This window comes from Pseudomonas sp. PDM13 (assembly GCF_025685765.1).
Taxonomy (GTDB): Bacteria; Pseudomonadota; Gammaproteobacteria; order Pseudomonadales; family Pseudomonadaceae; genus Metapseudomonas; species Metapseudomonas solani.
The window spans coordinates 34,038-51,028 of sequence record NZ_JAOTQU010000007.1 but is presented as its reverse complement, the minus strand read 5'-3'; the positions used below and the strand labels follow the sequence as shown (position 1 = coordinate 51,028).

The 16,991-nt window shown below is 67.2% G+C and carries 17 protein-coding genes and 1 pseudogene; 13 read left to right on the top strand and 5 right to left on the bottom strand.

The annotated features are described in order from the left end of the window. Positions 1 to 3: 3 nt before the first annotated feature. The 3 genes from OEJ36_RS09665 (at position 4) to OEJ36_RS09655 (ending at position 3,120) form a co-directional block, all read left to right on the top strand. The gene (locus tag OEJ36_RS09665) at positions 4 to 537 is read left to right on the top strand and encodes a TRAP transporter small permease (protein WP_263401338.1); all 534 of its coding nucleotides are present in this window, start codon (positions 4 to 6) and stop codon (positions 535 to 537) included. After that, the gene (locus OEJ36_RS09660) at positions 534 to 1,856 is read left to right on the top strand and encodes a TRAP transporter large permease (protein ID WP_263401337.1); all 1,323 of its coding nucleotides are present in this window, start codon (positions 534 to 536) and stop codon (positions 1,854 to 1,856) included. Before OEJ36_RS09665 ends, OEJ36_RS09660 begins: the two co-directional genes overlap by 4 nt. 91 nt (positions 1,857 to 1,947) lie before the next feature. Continuing rightward, a complete protein-coding gene (locus OEJ36_RS09655) occupies positions 1,948 to 3,120 on the top strand; it encodes a Bcr/CflA family multidrug efflux MFS transporter (RefSeq protein WP_263401336.1) in 1,173 nt (390 codons plus the stop codon). A gap of 145 nt (positions 3,121 to 3,265) precedes the next feature. Here the strand turns inward: OEJ36_RS09655 and OEJ36_RS09650 are convergent, their stop codons facing one another. After that, on the bottom strand, positions 3,266 to 4,477 hold the full coding sequence (locus OEJ36_RS09650; protein ID WP_263401335.1) for an MFS transporter: 1,212 nt from the start codon (positions 4,475 to 4,477) through the stop codon (positions 3,266 to 3,268). Positions 4,478 to 4,754: 277 nt separating this feature from the next. Between OEJ36_RS09650 and OEJ36_RS09645 the strand changes: the two genes are divergently transcribed. Next, positions 4,755 to 5,927 (top strand): p-hydroxyphenylacetate 3-hydroxylase oxygenase component, encoded by a 1,173-nt coding sequence (locus tag OEJ36_RS09645; RefSeq protein WP_263401334.1) that lies wholly within the window; start codon positions 4,755 to 4,757, stop codon positions 5,925 to 5,927. A gap of 68 nt (positions 5,928 to 5,995) precedes the next feature. After that, positions 5,996 to 6,940: a p-hydroxyphenylacetate 3-hydroxylase reductase component gene (locus tag OEJ36_RS09640; RefSeq protein ID WP_263401333.1), complete on the top strand. Its 945-nt coding sequence runs from the start codon at positions 5,996 to 5,998 to the stop codon at positions 6,938 to 6,940. A 22-nt stretch (positions 6,941 to 6,962) separates the two neighbouring features. On the opposite strand, the gene OEJ36_RS09635 is transcribed toward OEJ36_RS09640, so the two are convergent. Further along, positions 6,963 to 7,154, bottom strand: coding sequence for a hypothetical protein (locus OEJ36_RS09635; RefSeq protein WP_021221068.1), 192 nt, complete (start codon positions 7,152 to 7,154; stop codon positions 6,963 to 6,965). Between the two features lie 595 nt (positions 7,155 to 7,749). Here OEJ36_RS09635 and metC point away from each other — a divergent pair. The 3 genes and pseudogenes from metC to OEJ36_RS30610 all read left to right on the top strand — a co-directional run bounded on the left by metC (position 7,750) and on the right by OEJ36_RS30610 (position 10,710). Then, positions 7,750 to 8,931: a cystathionine beta-lyase gene (gene metC / locus OEJ36_RS09630; RefSeq protein WP_263401332.1), complete on the top strand. Its 1,182-nt coding sequence runs from the start codon at positions 7,750 to 7,752 to the stop codon at positions 8,929 to 8,931. A 147-nt stretch (positions 8,932 to 9,078) separates the two neighbouring features. Then, positions 9,079 to 9,855 (top strand): annotated as a pseudogene (locus OEJ36_RS30615) (CHASE3 domain-containing protein); the annotation flags it as partial. Further along, positions 9,847 to 10,710 (top strand): methyl-accepting chemotaxis protein, encoded by an 864-nt coding sequence (locus tag OEJ36_RS30610; RefSeq protein ID WP_411860988.1) that lies wholly within the window; start codon positions 9,847 to 9,849, stop codon positions 10,708 to 10,710. The pseudogene OEJ36_RS30615 and the gene OEJ36_RS30610, both read left to right, overlap by 9 nt. A gap of 9 nt (positions 10,711 to 10,719) precedes the next feature. Here OEJ36_RS30610 and OEJ36_RS09620 read toward each other — a convergent pair whose 3' ends face one another. Beyond that, positions 10,720 to 10,947, bottom strand: coding sequence for a hypothetical protein (locus tag OEJ36_RS09620; RefSeq protein ID WP_263401330.1), 228 nt, complete (start codon positions 10,945 to 10,947; stop codon positions 10,720 to 10,722). Positions 10,948 to 11,282: 335 nt separating this feature from the next. On the opposite strand from OEJ36_RS09620, the gene OEJ36_RS09615 reads away from it, so the two are divergent. After that, positions 11,283 to 11,648, top strand: a complete 366-nt coding sequence (locus OEJ36_RS09615) for a hypothetical protein (RefSeq protein ID WP_263401329.1) — start codon at positions 11,283 to 11,285, stop codon at positions 11,646 to 11,648. A 6-nt stretch (positions 11,649 to 11,654) separates the two neighbouring features. Here OEJ36_RS09615 and OEJ36_RS09610 read toward each other — a convergent pair whose 3' ends face one another. Further along, positions 11,655 to 11,885, bottom strand: coding sequence for a hypothetical protein (locus OEJ36_RS09610; RefSeq protein WP_263401328.1), 231 nt, complete (start codon positions 11,883 to 11,885; stop codon positions 11,655 to 11,657). A gap of 240 nt (positions 11,886 to 12,125) precedes the next feature. After that, complete coding sequence (locus tag OEJ36_RS09605; protein ID WP_021221063.1) at positions 12,126 to 12,392, bottom strand: hypothetical protein; 267 nt, start codon at positions 12,390 to 12,392, stop codon at positions 12,126 to 12,128. 298 nt (positions 12,393 to 12,690) lie between these two features. Between OEJ36_RS09605 and OEJ36_RS09600 the strand changes: the two genes are divergently transcribed. From OEJ36_RS09600 to OEJ36_RS09585, 4 genes are all read left to right on the top strand, one after another. Then, on the top strand, positions 12,691 to 14,226 hold the full coding sequence (locus OEJ36_RS09600) for a nucleobase:cation symporter-2 family protein (protein ID WP_263401327.1): 1,536 nt from the start codon (positions 12,691 to 12,693) through the stop codon (positions 14,224 to 14,226). 370 nt (positions 14,227 to 14,596) lie between these two features. Further along, positions 14,597 to 15,754 carry a murein transglycosylase A gene (locus tag OEJ36_RS09595; protein WP_263401326.1) on the top strand — a complete coding sequence of 386 codons (1,158 nt, stop codon included), beginning with the start codon at positions 14,597 to 14,599 and terminating at the stop codon, positions 15,752 to 15,754. A gap of 43 nt (positions 15,755 to 15,797) precedes the next feature. Further along, complete coding sequence (locus tag OEJ36_RS09590; RefSeq protein WP_263401325.1) at positions 15,798 to 16,619, top strand: class I SAM-dependent methyltransferase; 822 nt, start codon at positions 15,798 to 15,800, stop codon at positions 16,617 to 16,619. 20 nt (positions 16,620 to 16,639) lie between these two features. Continuing rightward, positions 16,640 to 16,951, top strand: a complete 312-nt coding sequence (locus tag OEJ36_RS09585) for a DUF2845 domain-containing protein (RefSeq protein ID WP_263401324.1) — start codon at positions 16,640 to 16,642, stop codon at positions 16,949 to 16,951. Positions 16,952 to 16,991: the final 40 nt, after the last annotated feature.

Here is a 16,991-nt window from a genome sequence, read left to right as displayed (position 1 = left end):
GCCATGAAGGAGTCGCTGCATTTCGATATCGAAGCCGGCGAGCAGGGGGGCCTGGTACGCCAGGCCCTGTCGCGCGTCACTCACGGCTTCGCCCTGGCCGGCGGTGCCATCCTGCTGGTGCTGATCGGCATGTCTGTGGTGTCCATCGTCGGCCGCAAGCTGTTCTCCACGCCCATCCGTGGCGACATGGAGCTGATGGAGGTAGGCGCTTCGGTGGCCATCGCCGCCTTCCTGCCGCTGTGCGAGCTGCGCGGCACCCATATCCGCGTGGAGGCGCTGACCAACTGGCTGCCCGCCGGCGTGCGCCTGTGCCTGGATGCCTTCGCCCACCTGCTGTGCTGCGCCGTGGCCTGGCTGCTGGCCTGGCGCACCAGCCTGCAGATGCTCGACAACCGCGAGTTCGGCGACGTCACCACGCTGCTGTCGATCCCATTGTGGATTCCGCTGTCGCTGATCGTGCCGAGCCTGGTGCTGCTGGGCATCTGTGCCCTGGCCCGGGTTGCCCAGGTGCTGCGCGGTGCGGGAGGTGAAGCATGAGCGGCCTGGCCCTGGGGCTGATCGCGCTGGCGATCACCATGAGCATGCTGCTGCTGCGGGTACACATCGGCCTGACCATGCTGGTGGGCGGTGCCGCCTGCTTCTGGGCGGTCAACGACGGCGACCTGTCGAGCCTGCTGTTCACCCTCAACGACCTGGCCTATTCGCGCCTGTCCAACTACGACCTGGCGGTGATCCCGCTGTTCGTGATGATGGGCCAGTTCGCCACCCATGGCGGGCTGTCGCGCTCGATCTTCCGCTGCGCCTCGGCCTTCATCGGCCACTGGAAGGGCGGCATGGGCATGTCCGCCATCGGTGCCTGCGCGGGCTTCGGCGCCATCTGCGGTTCGTCCCTGGCCACGGCGGCCACCATGAGCCACGTGGCGTTGCCGGAGCTGCGCCGGCACAACTATTCCGGGCGCCTGGCCACGGCCACGGTGGCTGCGGGGGGCACCCTGGGCATCCTGATCCCGCCGTCGGTGCCGCTGATCATCTATGCGGTACTGACCCAGGAATCCATCGCCAAGCTGTTCGTCGCCGCCGTGGTGCCGGGGGTGATCGCCATCATCGGCTACCTGCTGGTGCTGCGGATCATGGTGGCGCGGGACGAGTCCCAGGCCACTGTCTCGCCCAAGGCCTCGCTGGCCGAGCGGGGCAAGGCGCTGGTCAATGTGCTGCCGGTGGTCGGCGTTTTCCTGGTGGTGATCGTCGGCATCTACGGCGGCTGGGCCAACCCCACCGAGGCGGCCTCCATCGGCGCGGCGGCCTGCGGCATCCTCGCCTTCACCCAGGGCGGCATGCGCTGGAAGGGCATGCGTGCCAGCCTGCTGGGCACGGCGGAAACCTCGGCGATGATCTTCCTCGTGCTGCTGGGCGCCGACCTGCTCAACTCCGGCCTGGCGCTGACCCAGATGCCTGGCGAGCTGGCCGCCTGGGTGATCGGCAGCGGCCTGGCACCGATGCTGGTGCTGGTGATCATCCTCGGCCTCTACCTGGCGCTGGGCTGCGTGATGGATTCCCTGGCGATGATCCTGCTGACCATCCCGATCTTCTACCCGATGATCATGGGCCTGGATTTCTTCGGCCTGAGCGACTCCGACAAATCCATCTGGTTCGGCATCCTCGCCCTGATGGTGGTGGAGATCGGCCTGATCCACCCGCCCCTGGGGATGAACCTGTTCATCGTCCAGCGCGCCGCCGGCAACGTGCCCTACGGCGAAACCGCCAAGGGCATCGTGCCGTTCCTCTGCTCGGACCTCGCCCGCATCGTGCTGCTGGTGGCCTTCCCGGGCCTGAGCCTGTGGCTGCTGAGCCTCTGATTGTCCCTCGCTGCACCTGGCCGCCTGCGGGCGGCCTTTTTTCGTCCGCCACACCCGCACTCTCGTCCATCGAACGCCCAGGAACCCACCCATGACTGCTCACCCCAAGCGCCTGATCCTGCTGCTCGCCGCCCTGGTGGCTTTCGGGCCGCTGTCCATCGACATGTACCTGCCGAGCCTGCCGCTGATCGCCAGCGACCTGGCGGCTTCGGAGGCGCAGGTGCAGATGAGCATCGGCCTGTTCCTCGCCGGGCTGTGCATCGGCATGCTGCTCTATGGGCCGCTGTCGGACCGCTGCGGCCGGCGGCCCCTCCTGCTGGGTGGCATCGCCCTGTACCTGGCCGCCAGCCTGGGCTGTGCGCTGGCCGCCGAGGTCGAGCACCTGCTGGCCTGGCGCCTGTTGCAGGCCCTGGGCGGGGCGGCCGCCTCGGTGCTGGCGCGGACCATCGTGCGTGACCTGTTCCCCCTGGGGGACGCCGCCCGGGTGCTGTCGCTGATGCACCTGGTGACCATGCTCGCCACCCTGGTGGCGCCTTTGCTGGGCGGCTACCTGATGCTGCTCGCCGGCTGGCGCTCGCTGTTTCTGCTGCTGATGGCCTTCTCCGGCCTGTGCCTGGCCCTGGTGGCGCTGAAGGTGCCCGAGAGCCATCCACCCCAGGCGCGCAGCCGCTCGCTGGGGGTGGCCTTCCTCGCTTATGGGCACCTGGCGCTACGGCCCCGCGCGCTGGGCTACATCTTCTGCATGGGCAGCTGCTTCGCCGGGATGTTCGCCTTCATCACCGCCTCACCCTTCGTCTACATCGGCCACTTCGGGGTTTCGCCCCAGGGCTATGGCTGGCTGTTCGGCCTGAATATCGCCGGGATCATCCTGGCGACCACGCTCAATGCACGGCTGGTCGGGCGCCTGGGGCCGCGCCGGCTGCTGTTTCTCGGTGCGCTGGTGGCGGCTACGGCGGGGCTGGCCCTGGCGCTGCTGGTGGGCCTGGGGCTGGGAGGTCTGGCGGCGATCGTGGTGTGCGTGGCGCTCTACGTCAGCGTCACCGGCATGCTCGGGGCCAACTGCCTGGCGTCGCTGCTCGCCGAGTTCCCCGAGCGTGCCGGTGCGGCGGCGGGGTTGGCGGTGGCCACCCAGTTCGGCCTGGGCACCGCGGCCAGCGCGCTGGTGGGCGGCCTGCATGACGGCACGGCGCTGCCCATGGCGCTGGTGATGGCCGGCTGTGGCGCCTGTTGCCTGGTGGCGGCGCTGTTCGCCCGGCGCTGCTAGCAGGCCTGCTACGCCGTGCTCCTAGCTGGCCGTTGAAAACCGTAGACGAGGCAGTCGATGCAAGGCGAACGCGACCGAAAAAGCGCAGTTTACGTGGGTAAATGAGCATTTTGAGAGCGTGTTCAACGCCGCAGCGGCAACGCAGTTAGTTTTTCAACAGCTGGCGCTGATGGTTCGCCAGCCACAGACAGTAGGCGAGCAGCAATGCGCCCCCCAGTGCCAGCACCGGCGGGGCGCCGAGGTGCGAGGCGAGCAGGCCGGCGCAAAGCCCGCCGAGGGCGTCGAAGCCGAAGCGGGTCGAGGTATAGAGCGCCACGACGCGGCCGCGCAGGGCTTCCGGCGCGCTGCTCTGCAGGATGATGTTGGTGCCGACATTGCTGCAGGAGATGCCGAAGCCGAGCACCGCCATGGCCGCCAGCGATAACGGCAACTGGGTGCTCCAGGCGAAGGCCAGCATGGCCAGGCCGCAGGCGCAGGAGGAGAGCAGGATCAGCCGCGACAGGGTGCTGCCGCCGCCGTGGTTGGCCAGGACGATGGTCGACAGCAACGAGCCCAGCCCGGCCGCGCCCCAGAGCCAGCCGAGGGTGGTGGCGTCACCGCCGAAGATGTCCTTGGCGAACACCGGCAGCAGCACCACGTAGCTGGAGGCGGTGAGGTTGAGGGCCAGCACGCTGAGGATCATCAGGCGGATCTTCGGGTCGCGGCGCGCGTAGTCCAGCCCCTCGCCGAACACATTGCGGAAGGTGCCGGTGGCCCGTGGCGTCGGCTCCATGCGCACCCACAGCAGCCCGGCCATCAGCGCCAGGTAGGAGGCGGCGTTGAGGGCGAAGCACACCGCCTCGCCAACCAGCCCCAGCAGCAGGCCGGCCAGGGGCGGGCCGATGAAGCGCGACAGGGTGAAGAGCATGGCGTTGAGGGCCAGGGCATTGGGCAGGTCGGCCTTGTCGTCGACGAAGCGGCTCAGCAGCGATTGGCGCAGCGGCGTGTCCACCGCGTTGAGCACGCCGAGCAGGGCGGCCATGGCCACCAGCAGCGCCGGGGTGATCAGGCCGCTGGCGGTGAGCCCAGCCAGCGCCAGGGCCTGCAGGCCGAGCAGGCCCTCGACGGCGATCAGCAGGCGGCGCTTGTCGTGGCGATCGATCCAGGCTCCGGCGAAGGGGCCGACCAGCAATTGCGGCAGCAGGGCGACGCAGGTGGTGATGCCGAGCAGCGCGGCGGAGCCGGTGAGCCGGTAGACCAGCCAGGCCAGCGCTACCTGCTGGATCCAGGTGCCCAGGGTGGAAATGCAATGACCGGTGAAATACAGGCGGAAGTTGCGATGGCGCAAGGCGCGCAGGGCGTTGGGCAGCTGGGGCATCGGCGGGCTTTCGGGCAGGGCTGGGGGCGGGTTTCTCGGGGGTGAATGCTAAAGCAAAAGGCGGATCGTTAACACATTAAGCGTTCCCCGCAGGGGATTTCTCCGGAGAGCGCATTTTCGCCATGGAAAGTGCAATCGAGTATCCGGATCGTGCATGTCTAGCCATCGTTCACATCTTCATAATGGGCCACAGGTCACCGGAATCAGCCTCTTTTCCCCATGTGGCGAGGGCTGGCCCAACCGGTGGCGACTAACAATAAATAGACTGGGTATCCGCATGAAAAAGCCAAATTCTCTGCTCGAAGACCTCCGTGCCATCCTGCCTGCCATCGCCGCCAACGCCGCCCGTGCGGAACAGGAGCGCATGGTGCCCGCCGAGAACATCGCCATGCTCAAGGGCATCGGCATGCACCGCGCCTTCCAGCCCAAGGCCTACGGTGGCCTGGAAATCTCCCTGCCCGAGTTCGCCGACTGCGTGGTGGCCCTGGCCGGCGCCTGCGGCGGCACCGCCTGGGCCTTCAGCCTGCTGTGCACCCATAGCCACCAGATGGCGATGTTCTCCAAGCGTATGCAGGACGAGGTGTGGGGCGAGAACCGCGACGCCACCGCGAGCAGCAGCATCGCGCCCTTCGGCAAGGCCGAGAACGTCGAGGGCGGCATCATCCTCAATGGCGAGCTGGGCTGGAGCAGTGGCTGCGACCACGCCGAGTGGGCCATCGTCGGCTTCCGCCGCCCGGCGGGCGAGGGCGAGCCGCCGGTCTATTGCTTCGGCGTGGTGCCCCGTGCGGACTACGAGATACGTGACGACTGGTACGTCGCCGGCATGCGCAGCAGCGGCACCAAGACGCTGATCCTCAAGGACGTGTTCATCCCCGATCACCGCATCGAGGCGGCCAAGGACATGATGGAAGGCCGCTCCGCCGGCTTCGGCCTGTACCCGGACAGCAAGATCTTCTACGCCCCGTACCGCCCGTACTTCGCCAGTGGCTTTGCCGCCATCAGCCTGGGCGTCGCCGAGCGCATGCTGGTGGCCTATGCCGAGAAGACCAGGAACCGCGTGCGTGCCTACACCGGCGTCAGCGTCGGCACCGCCACCCCGGCGCTGATGCGCCTGGCCGAATCCACCCACCAGGTGGCCGCCGCCCGCGCCTTCCTGGAGAAGACCTGGCAGGAGCACGCCGAACACGCCGAGCGCCACCAGTACCCGGATCGCCCGACCCTGGCCTTCTGGCGCACCAACCAGGCCTACGCGGTGAAGATGTGCATTCAGGCCGTGGATCGTCTGTTCGAGGCTGCCGGCGGCACCGCCTGGTTCGACGCCAACGAGATGCAGCGGCTGTTCCGCGACTCGCACATGACCGGCGCCCACGCGTACACCGACTACGACGTCTGCGCGCAGATACTCGGCCGCGAGCTGATGGGCCTCGAGCCCGACCCGAGCATGGTCTGACCTGCTCCGCGCCACACTCCGTTCGCTCACCTGCCAACCGGGCGCGGGCCCGGTTGCGAGGAATCGCCATGACCCAACAGAACAATGAAGCGGGCTTCGACCCGCGTGCCTTCCGCCGTGCCCTGGGTAACTTCGCCACCGGCGTGACCGTCATGACCGCCGCAGCCGATGGTCGCCGCGTGGGCATGACCGCCAACAGTTTCAACTCGGTGTCGCTGGACCCGCCGCTGGTGCTCTGGAGCGTCGACAAGCGCGCCACCAGCCACGAGGTCTTCGCCCGCGCCGGGCACTTCGCGGTGAACGTGCTGGCCGCCGACCAGATCGACATTTCCAACCAGTTCGCCCGCCCCAGCGACGACCGCTTCGCCGGCCTGCGCGTGGAGGAGGGCGCCGGGGGTGCGCCGCTGCTGGAGGAATGCGCGGCGCGCTTCCAGTGCGAGAAGTACCAGGAGCTGGACGGTGGTGACCACTGGATCCTGATCGGCAAGGTCGTCGCCTTCGATGACCTGGGCCGGGCGCCGCTGCTCTACCACCAGGGCGCCTATTCGACGGTACTGCCCCACCCGCGCCTGTTGAAGAAGGACGAGGCCGCCACCCGCACCGCCTTCCAGGGGCGCCTCAACGACAACCTCTATTACCTGATGACCCAGGCCGTGCGCGGCTACCAGGAGGACTACCAGCCCCGGCAGCTGTCCACCGGGCTGCGCACCAGCGAGGCGCGCATGCTGATGGTGCTGGAGAAGGATGCGAGCCTGGGCATGGCCGCCCTGCAGCAACTGGTGAACATGCCGACGCGGGAGATCGAAGCGGCGGTGGACACCCTGACCCGCAAGGGCATGCTCAGCGGCGATGCCCAGGGCTGCAGCCTGACGCCCGCGGGCATGGACCAGGCGGAAACCCTCTGGGAGATCGCCGAACGCCAGCAGGAGCGCGTCTTCGCCCGCTTCAGCCAGGAGCAGCTGGCCACCTTCAAGGAAATGCTGCGGGCGGTCGCCCGACTGGGCGAGGCCTGAGGCGATGTGTCGTGCGGGCGACCTAGACGGCGTCCCGCATGGCGCGCAGGTCCAGGGCGTCCTGGTGCATGCGCTGGATGACGTCGAACAGCTGCTGGCGCAGGGACTCGTCACCGATACGGTCGGCGGCGCGCATCACGGCGATGGCGGCGTCCTCGTTGTGGATGGCGACGCGTTCCAGGTTCTTGCGGAAGTCTCGTGTGGCGCGTGTCACGGGTAGGGCCTCGGGGAAAACTGCGCGCAGTCTGGGGGATGAATGTTGCCGTGAAGTTGCAGCGAGCCGGCTGGCAATGGCCTGCAACAGATTCCCCGGCGCAAAAAAAACCGACCTGCAAGAGGTCGGTATTACCCATATGGGCCTGCCAATCAGAAGCATTCTGCATGCATCCATCTGCCGTTGGATGCGGGGCCATGATCGGGGGATCGGATGACGGTTTCATGTCGCGCTTGTGACGTTTTTATTGGAGCGTGGGAAGCCATGTTTTCAGGACGTGGTCATGAGCTGTCGGCTCTGCCTGTGAGGATTCAATCGGAGGACCCGACAGGATCCTAGGGTGTGCCGTGCGCACCGCCGCACCGTGCTTCCGGCGAGCCCCAGGTGCGCGCAGCACACCCTACGTGCGGAGTGAGCGGCGGCTGCATGCTCCGAGGTCTGGTTGCGCCCTCTGCCAGGGGGCAAAAGCAACGCCACGTCCTAACGCGGTATTGGCCCTGGGCGTTAAAGCCAGTCGGCGATGGGAAGCCTTCGTGAACCACGGGCGGGCTTCAGGTAGCATCGGTTGCTTCGACGATCCCTGGTCCGCCTCGCAATGAATAAAGACGATATCCCGGCATTCAATATCAGCACCCAGCTCACCATGCTCGGCCGCGACCCGGCGGAGCAGTTCGGCTTCGTCAACGCGCCGCTCTACAAGGGCTCGACCATCATCTACAAGACGCTGGATGACATCGAAGCCCGGCGCAGCCGCTTCTCCTACGGCACGGCCGGTTCGCCGACCATCGCCCACCTGGAAGACGCCTGGACCCAGCTCACCGGCGCCAAGGGCACCGTGCTGTCCACCTCGGGCCTGGGGGCCGTGGCGCTGGCGCTGTTCAGCACCACCAAGGCGGGCGATCACATCCTGATCCCCGACAGCGTCTACCGGCCCACGCGCAACTTCTGCAACCAGATGCTGGCCCGCTACGGCGTGACCACCACCTATTACGACCCGATGATCGGCGCCGATATCGAGCGCCTGATCGGCCCGAACACCACCACCCTGTTCCTGGAAGCGCCCGGCTCGCAGAGCTTCGAGGTGCAGGACATCCCGGCCCTGGTGGCGGTGGCGCGTCGGCATGGGGTGAAGACCATCCTCGACAACACCTGGGCGACGCCGATCTTCTTCCGTGGCCACGATCACGGCATCGACCTGACAGTGGAGGCGGGCACCAAGTACCTGGGCGGGCATTCGGACATCCTGCTGGGGCTGGTCACCGCCAACGAGGCTTGCTGGCCGGCCCTGCGCGCCACCTACGACGCCATGTCGATGCTGCCCGGTGCCGAGGACTGCGTGCAGGCCCTGCGCGGTATGCGCACGCTGTTCCTGCGCCTCAAGGAAGCGGAGCGGCGTGGCCTGGAGATGGCCCGCTGGCTGAGCGAGCGCCCGGAGGTGTCCCGTGTGCTGCACCCGGCCTTCGAGAGCTGCCCCGGCCATGCCCATTGGAAGCGCGACTTCAAGGGCTCGTCGGGGCTGTTCTCCATCGTCCTGGCGCCGGGCTACACCCGCGATGGCCTGGCGGCGATGCTCGACAACCTGTCGATCTTCAGCATGGGCTTCTCCTGGGGCGGCTACGAAAGCCTGGTGATCCCCTTCGATTGCAGCACCTACCGCACCGCCACCCGCTGGGAGGCCGAGGGCTTCGCCCTGCGCCTGCAGATCGGCCTGGAAGACATGGACGACCTCAAGGGCGACCTGGCCCGTGGTTTCGCCCGCCTGGCTGCGGCTGGCTGAGACGCTCCACCCGCTCTGCACGGGGCGTGGCGCCACAACGCTGCGCCCCTTCAGGCCATCCGACGCACGGTGGGCAATCTACCGGGCATGGCAGGGTCGGACCAATGAGGGGCCCGGCGGGCGGGCCCGCCCTGCGGAGCGACCAGCATGTTTTCGAACCTGACAATCGCCAAGAAGCTCGGCGGCGGCTTCGCCATCGTGGTGTTGATCATTCTCGTGCTGGTGTTGACCACCCGCAGCAGCTTCGAGCGCATGGACGAGTCGGTGCAGTGGAACATCCACACCTACCGGGTGATCGACCGTGCTGGCAGCCTGCTGCAAGCACTGACCAATATCGAAACCGGCATGCGCGGCTTTGCCCTGGCCGGGCAGGATGAATTCCTCGAGCCGCTGCAGGTCGGTAGCGCCGCCTTCGACAAGGACCTGGCCGAGCTGCGCCAGCTCACCGCCGACAACCCGGTGCAGCAGAAGCGCCTGGCGGACGTCGCCGAGCTGCACCGCCAGTGGTACCAGCAGGATGTGCAAGCCCTGCTGGCGCTGCGGCGGCAGGTCAGCGCCGGCAGTGCCAGCCTGGACCAGCTGGTGCAGCGCATCGTTGCCCGTGAGGACAAGACGCGCATGGACGGCATGCGCCGCCTGGTGGGCGACCTGCGTGGCGAGGAGGAGCGGCTGCTCGACCAGCGCAACGCCGACCTGGCCAGCGCCGAGCGCTTTGCGCTGACCAGCCTGGTGCTCGGCGGGTTGCTCGCCATCCTCGCCTCGGTGGTCATCGCCTGGACCCTGTCTTCCTCCATCCGCCGGCGCCTGGCGAGTGCCGTGCAGGCGGCACGGGCCATTGCCGAGGGGCGCTTGGGGATGCAGATTCAGGCCAGCGGTGGCGATGAGGTGGGCGAGTTGCTGGGGGCCTTCCGCGATATGCAGGTCAGGCTGCGGGAGATGATCAGCGAGATCCGCGAGGGGGCGGAGCGCCTGCTGGTGGCGGCGCGGAACATCTCCAGCACCTCCGAGCAATTGTCCGGTGCGGCCCTGGAGCAGTCCCAGGCGGCATCGAGCATGGCGGCCACGGTGGAGCAGCTGACCGTGAGCATCAGCCACGTGGCCTCCAACGCCAGCGAGGCCCACGGTATTTCCAGCGATTCCGGCAAGCAGTCCCAGGAAGGCGGGGCGGTGATCCAGCAGACCCTGGAGAGCATGGGCTGGATCGCCGAGACGGTGCGCAATTCGGCGCGGCAGATCGGCGACCTGGGCGCCCATGTGGAGCAGATCACCTCCATCGTCAACGTCATCAGCGCCATCGCCGAGCAGACCAACCTGTTGGCCCTCAATGCGGCCATCGAGGCGGCCCGGGCCGGTGACCAGGGGCGTGGTTTCGCCGTGGTGGCCGACGAGGTGCGCCTGCTGGCCCAGCGCACCGGGCAGTCGACCCAGGAGATCGGCGAGATGATCCTGAAGATCCAGCAAAGCGCGCGGGATGCGGTGGCGAAGATGGAGACGGGGGTGGATCAGGTGGGCAAGGGCCTGGAGCTGGCCACGGCGGCCAACCAGGCGATCGTCGAGATCCGCGGCGGTGCGACCCGCATCGTCTCGGTGGTGGACCAGATCTCCCTGGCCCTGCAGGAGCAGTCCGCCGCCAGCCAGGATGTGGCCCGCAGCGTGGAACGCATCGCGCAGATGGCCGAGAGCAGCAACCAGGAGATTTCCAGTGCCTCGCGCACCGCAGCGAGCATCGAGGACCTGGCGCTGTCGCTCGAACGCCAGGTGGCGCGCTTCAGCCTCTGAGACGCGCCTTCAGGACGAGTCGCGCCCGGGCAGCAGCTGGCTATAGGGTGCCTCGGGCCCAGGGCCGCCCGTGCGCCGCAGCAGGCGCACGTCGGTGACTTCGATGCTGCAGTCGGCGAGCCAATCCTGGATCGCCTCGCTGGAGCGGGACGGCCGTTTCTCGCCCGGGAACTCGAGGGTGTAGATGGAGAAGCCTATGGCCTTGATGTTGGGGATGTCCCGGGTATTCATCTTCATGTGCCGGGGTTCACCCTTGAACCGGTAACTGATCAACCATTCCATAAGCGTCTGCGGACTCGATCGCACTGCATCGGTGCACTGGCGTACCGATGACCCCCTGATATCAGAAGTGGCAAACCTAGCAGAACGCGCCGCGCTGGCAATGCTAGCAATCTGCTGCAACCCGCGCCCTTGAGCATTGGCGGCACTTGGCGACGAAAGGCATGTCACGCCATGCAGCGGAAGTCGTTTTTAACGGTCGATTTCCTATCGGTAGCCAGGGTTCGGGGGTCGTCATGTGCGGAGGCGTCGAGGTGGCGGGTCGTTTCACGGAAAACGGCAGGGCGAGGCGGGTGTACTTCCTCAGCCCCAGGGCGGAACTGCCCGTGGTGCGGCCCGATGGCTCCATCGAGTGGGTTCCCTGGGGCCGTCGGCCACGGCAGCCGGGGGCCTTGCCCGCCAGCGGCTGGGCGCGGGAGAACTGCATGACCCTGGAAGCCTGGGAGCCCTATCGCCCGCAGGCGGTGAAGATCGCCGTGCAGCGGTACATGGAGAAGGACCGGGCGCAGCAGCCGCACTGGTTCGACCTGGTGGCGAGCCAGTGCCTGCAAGGCGTGCTGCTGGAGACCGAGCGGGAGCGCAGGGTCTATGTGGTGATCGGGCAGCCGCCGCTGGGCTGCGAGTTCATCCAGGACCGTTGGCCGTTGATCTCGGCCTGAGCCGGGCTAGCCGTCCACCAGGTGGGTGGTGACGCCGGAGACGCCGATCTCCTGGGAGGCGAGCACCTTGTTCTCGAAAGAGGAGCCGCCCAGGCTGCGGTCCACCTCCAGCTGCCCGCGGTGCTCGGCGATGATGTGCGCGAGGGCCAGCTCCAGGCCCATTTCCTTTTCCGTGTGGCGCACGCGAAGGCTTCTCGGCGCACCCCTGAGCTTGTACTGGATATCGAAGTAATGCATTGCAGCCTTCCTTGTTGGCGAACCTGGCTCTTTCTCCCGTTGCGATAGTGCAGCGGAAACCGGGGCCTGCGCCAGTGCGTAGCCGATCTTTCGTCGCAACGGCGAATGCCGGCGGCGACCGCAGATTGGAGCGATGCAGGGGCGTGCGGGTTCCGGTCGCGTGCAGCACGGACCGGAGAGGGCGGAAGGATGCGGGTTGCGACGGCGTGCCCGGGTGGTTGCCCGGGCGCGCCGCTGGGGTCACGCGCTCAGGGCGCGGGGTCGAAAGCTGCGGCGGTTGGCGATGGCGATGGCGAATTCCTCGCTCAGCACCTTGCTCAGTTGCCGGATGGACAGCGGCGACGACAGCTCGGCCTGGGTCATGCCGTGGATGGTGATGACGTCCAGGTCGGTACGGCGGGTGAATTGCAGCGAGACCGTGCCGTTGTCCATGCGGGTCGCCTCGCACATGTAGGCGGGCATGTAGAGGGTGAAGAGTTTGCCGATATCGGCCATGGCGAGCGGCATGCGCGTTTCCTCCTTGATTGCGGTTGGGCTGACCACCTGGTCACGGCATCAGCGTAGGCGAAATCCAGCCGCTGTAAACACTGTCAGTGTGAGCCGTGCCACGACTCGAAAAGTGCCGTCCGTCTCGTCCGCTTTTGCTGCCGCCAGGCCGCAACCCGCATGGATACAGGGTTATGACCATTCGGTCAGGAAATGAGGATTTCATAAGTGTATTTTTTGTATACAACCCTCTGGATATATGCGGACACTTTTGTTTACATAGCGCCACAACAACGACAAGAAGTGAGTGCACCTCCTCATGAACAAGCTATCCGAAGCTACGTCCGTCGCATCACGTCCGGAAGACGAGAACCTTGGTATCGGCGCCAACCTCGCCTACGGCTTGCAGCATGTCCTGACGATGTATGGCGGCATAGTCGCCGTCCCGCTGATCCTCGGCCAGGCGGCCGGGCTCACTCCCTCCGAAATCGGCCTGCTCATCGCCGCCTCCCTGTTCGCCGGCGGCCTCGCAACCCTGCTTCAGACCCTCGGCCTGCCGTTCTTCGGCTGCCAGCTGCCCCTCGTCCAGGGCGTGTCCTTCGCCGGCGTCGCCACCATGATCGCCATCCTCGGCAGCAACAACGGCGAGGGCGGCATCCAGTCGGTGCTGGGCGCGGTGATGGCTGCATCACTGATCGGCCTGCTGATCACACCCATCTTCTCCCGCGTCACCAAGTTCTTCCCGCCCTTGGTCACGGGGGTGGTGATCACCACCATCGGCCTGACGCTGATGCCGGTGGCTGCACGCTGGGCCATGGGCGGCAACAGCCAGTCCCCGGACTTCGGCAGCATGACCAATATCGGCCTGGCCGCCATGACCCTGGGCATCGTGCTGCTGCTGAGCAAGATCGGCAGTTCCACCATCTCGCGCCTGTCGATCCTTCTGGCCATGGTGCTCGGCACCCTGATCGCCATGGCCCTGGGCCTGACCGACTTCTCCAAGGTCGCTGAAGGCCCGATCGTGGCGCTGCCGTCGCTGCTGCACTTCGGCATGCCGACCTTCCACGTCGCCGCCATCCTGTCGATGTGCATCGTGATCCTGGTGACCCTGGTGGAAACCTCGGCCGACATCCTCGCCGTGGGCGAGATCATCGGCACCAAGGTCGACTCCAAGCGCCTCGGCAACGGCCTGCGCGCCGACATGCTGTCCAGCGTACTGGCGCCGTTGTTCGGTTCCTTCACCCAGAGCGCCTTCGCCCAGAACGTCGGCCTGGTCGCCGTCACCGGCGTGAAGAGCCGCTACGTGGTGGCCACCGGTGGCCTGATCCTGGTCACCCTGGGCCTGCTGCCGGTGATGGGGCGCGTGGTCGCTGCCGTGCCGACCTCGGTACTCGGTGGCGCCGGCATCGTGTTGTTCGGCACGGTCGCGGCCAGCGGCATCCGCACCCTGGCCAAGGTCGACTACCGCAACAACATGAACCTGATCATCGTCTCCACCTCCCTCGGCTTCGGCATGATCCCGATCGCCGCACCGAGCTTCTACGAGCACTTCCCCGCCTGGTTCGAAACCATCTTCCACTCCGGCATCAGCTCGGCGGCGATCATGGCCATCCTGCTGAACCTGGTGTTCAACCAGTTCACCGCCGGTAACCCCGACCAGCCTTCGGTGATCTCCGCCGGCCACGAACGCAGCCTGCGCTACACCGACATCGCCGCGCTGAACGATGGCGACTACTTCCAGAACGGCAAGCTGTACGACGCCGAAGGTAACGAAGTGCCGCTGGCCGACGATGACGACCACCACGGCAGCCCGGCCCCAAGGCCGACGCGAAGCCAGGCGGACGCGGTGCACTGACGCACCTCCCGCGATAAACCGGACCCGGCCCCAGTGGCCGGGTTCTTTATTTGGGGCATCGGCGACACCGGCCGGCACATTCCTGTAGGAGCGAGCTCTGCTCGCGAAGCTTCTGCGATCCATCATGGGGTGTGTCTGCGAGGGGGAGGGTGCAAGAGAGGCAAGGGCGATGCTGCGCATCGCTTGGCGACTGAATTCGCCCCTACAGTCGCCCCGAAAATTGCGTTGGGAGGAGGGCGCAGGGAACCCCGGGGCCTTCCTGCAATCTCTGATAACGCTTTGTTACCGCTGCCCGGGCCGTTGCGTTTGACCTGGGCTTTTGCCTTCACCAAGCTACGCGCTTCGCCACCACTGCCCAGGAATCCCCCGCGTGTCCCCAGTTTTCCGCCACTGGCGCCGAACCCTTTTCTGCCTCCTTCCCCTTGCTGCGCTGCTGTCGGCTTGCGACCAGGGCGAGCCCGAGAAGCCCACGCCGCCGGTCAAGGCCACCACCTACCTCGCCGTCGACTGGGGCCAGGTGCCCGCCACGGCCGACCAGGAGCTGCTCAACGGCTTCGCCGCCTGGCGCTCGGCCTGCACTCGCCTGGCCAAGGACCCGGTCTGGTCCGGCACCTGCGCTGCTGCGGCACCGGTGCCCATGGAAGCCAGCGCCGTCCGTGCCTTCCTCGGTGCCAACCTGCAGCCCTACAGCCTGCGTTCGGCGGAGAAGGGCGAGCACGGCCTGATCACCGGCTACTACGAGCCGGTCTACCCCGGCCACCTGCAACGCACCGAGCAGGGGCAGGTGCCGGTCTACGGCGTGCCGGACGACCTGATCGTCGTTGCCCTGGACGAGATCTACCCCGAGCTCAAGGGCAAGCGCCTGCGCGGCCGTCTCGAAGGCCGGGTGCTCAAGCCCTACGACGATGCCGCCGCCATTCGTGGCGAGGGCGTCAAGGCGCCGGTGCTGGCCTGGCTCAACGACCCGGTGGACCTGCAGTTCCTGCAGATCCAGGGCTCCGGGCGCATCCAGCTGGACGATGGCCGCCAACTGCGCATCGGTTACGCCGACCAGAACGGCTACCCCTATCGCCCCGTCGGCCGCTGGCTGGTGGAGCAGGGGCTGCTGCAGAAGGAGGAGGTGAGCATGGGCCGCATCCGTGACTGGGCCGTCGCCAACCCCGGCCGGGTCGATGAGCTGCTGGCCAGCAACCCCAGCTATGTGTTCTTCAGTGCCCGCCCGGACAGCAACGAAGGCCCGCGCGGCTCCCTCAATGTGCCGCTCACCGCCGGCTACAGCGTGGCCATCGACCGCAAGGTGATCCCCCTCGGCAGCCTGCTCTGGCTTTCCACCACCCGCCCGGACGGTGCGCCCGTTGTGCGCCCGGTGGCGGCCCAGGACACCGGCGGCGCCATCGTCGGCGAAGTGCGCGCGGACCTGTTCTGGGGCACCGGCCACGAGGCCGGCGAGCTGGCCGGCAATATGAAGCAGGAAGGGCGCATCTGGATGCTCTGGCCCAAGGGCATGGCGCCGCCGGAGTCGCCCTGAATCCTGGTTTTGACTCGATGATTCACCGGAAAAGGAGATTTCCATGAGCGACTACATCCACCTGAACAAGGCCAACTGGGACCAGCGCGCGGTGCTTCACGCCACCTCGCGCGGCTATGACGCGGCGGCCTTCGTCGCCGACCCGCAGCACTTGTCCGAGGTGGTGCGTTTCGACCTGCCGCGCCTCGGCGACATCAGTGGCCTGCGCGGCGTGCACCTGCAGTGCCACATCGGCACCGACACCCTGTCCCTGAGCCGGCTCGGCGCGCAGATGTGCGGGCTGGATTTCTCCCCGCAATCCATCGCCGAGGCCCGTTCCCTGGCCGAGCGTTGCGGCACGCCGCTGGAATGGCTGGAGTCGGATGTGTACGACGCCGACCAGGTGCTGGAACCCGGCGCCTTCGACCTCGTCTACACCGGTATCGGTGCGCTCTGCTGGCTGCCCAGCATCGAGCGCTGGGCCCGCGTCGTGGCCTCGCTGTTGAAGCCGGGCGGGCGCCTGTTCATCCGTGAGGGGCACCCGATGATGTGGGCGATAGACGAGGAGCGGGAGGACGCCATCCATGTCGACCTGCCGTACTTCGAACGGGCCGAGCCGCTGGTCTGGGAATGCGACACCACCTACGTGGAGTCCCCCGACACGCTCACTGCCACCGTCACCCACATCTGGAACCACGGCCTGGGCGAAATCATCACCGCCTTGCTCGGCCACGGCATGGAGATCACCGCCCTGGAGGAGCACCAGAGCCTGCCGTGGAACGCGCTGCCCGGGCGCATGAGCCAGCACGCCGATGGCGAATGGCGCCTGGACGAGGCACCCTGGCGCCTGCCCCTGAGCTATACGTTGCAGGCGATCAAGCGCTGACGAGCGCTGGAGGACTCCCCATGAAGCCTTTTATCCCCCGTGCATTGCTCGCCTTGCTGCTCATCGCGGCCTGGTGTGCGCCGGCCCAGGCCCTGACCCTGCGTTGCAGCAAGGGCCTGGTGTTGCAGGAAGACAGCCTGGCGGAGGTGCTGCGCAAATGCGGCGAGCCGGACAAGCGCGTGCGCACGCTGCCGGCCCTGCGCAACAACGGCGTGCCCAAGCTCAACGCGGTGACCGTGGACATCTGGACCTACGGCCCGCGCAACGGCATGACCCGCGAGCTGCACTTCATCGAAGGCAAGCTGAAGGAAGTCAGGAGCACCCGCGACTAGCCGATCGGGCGGGCGCGAGCCGCCTGGGCCACGTAGAATC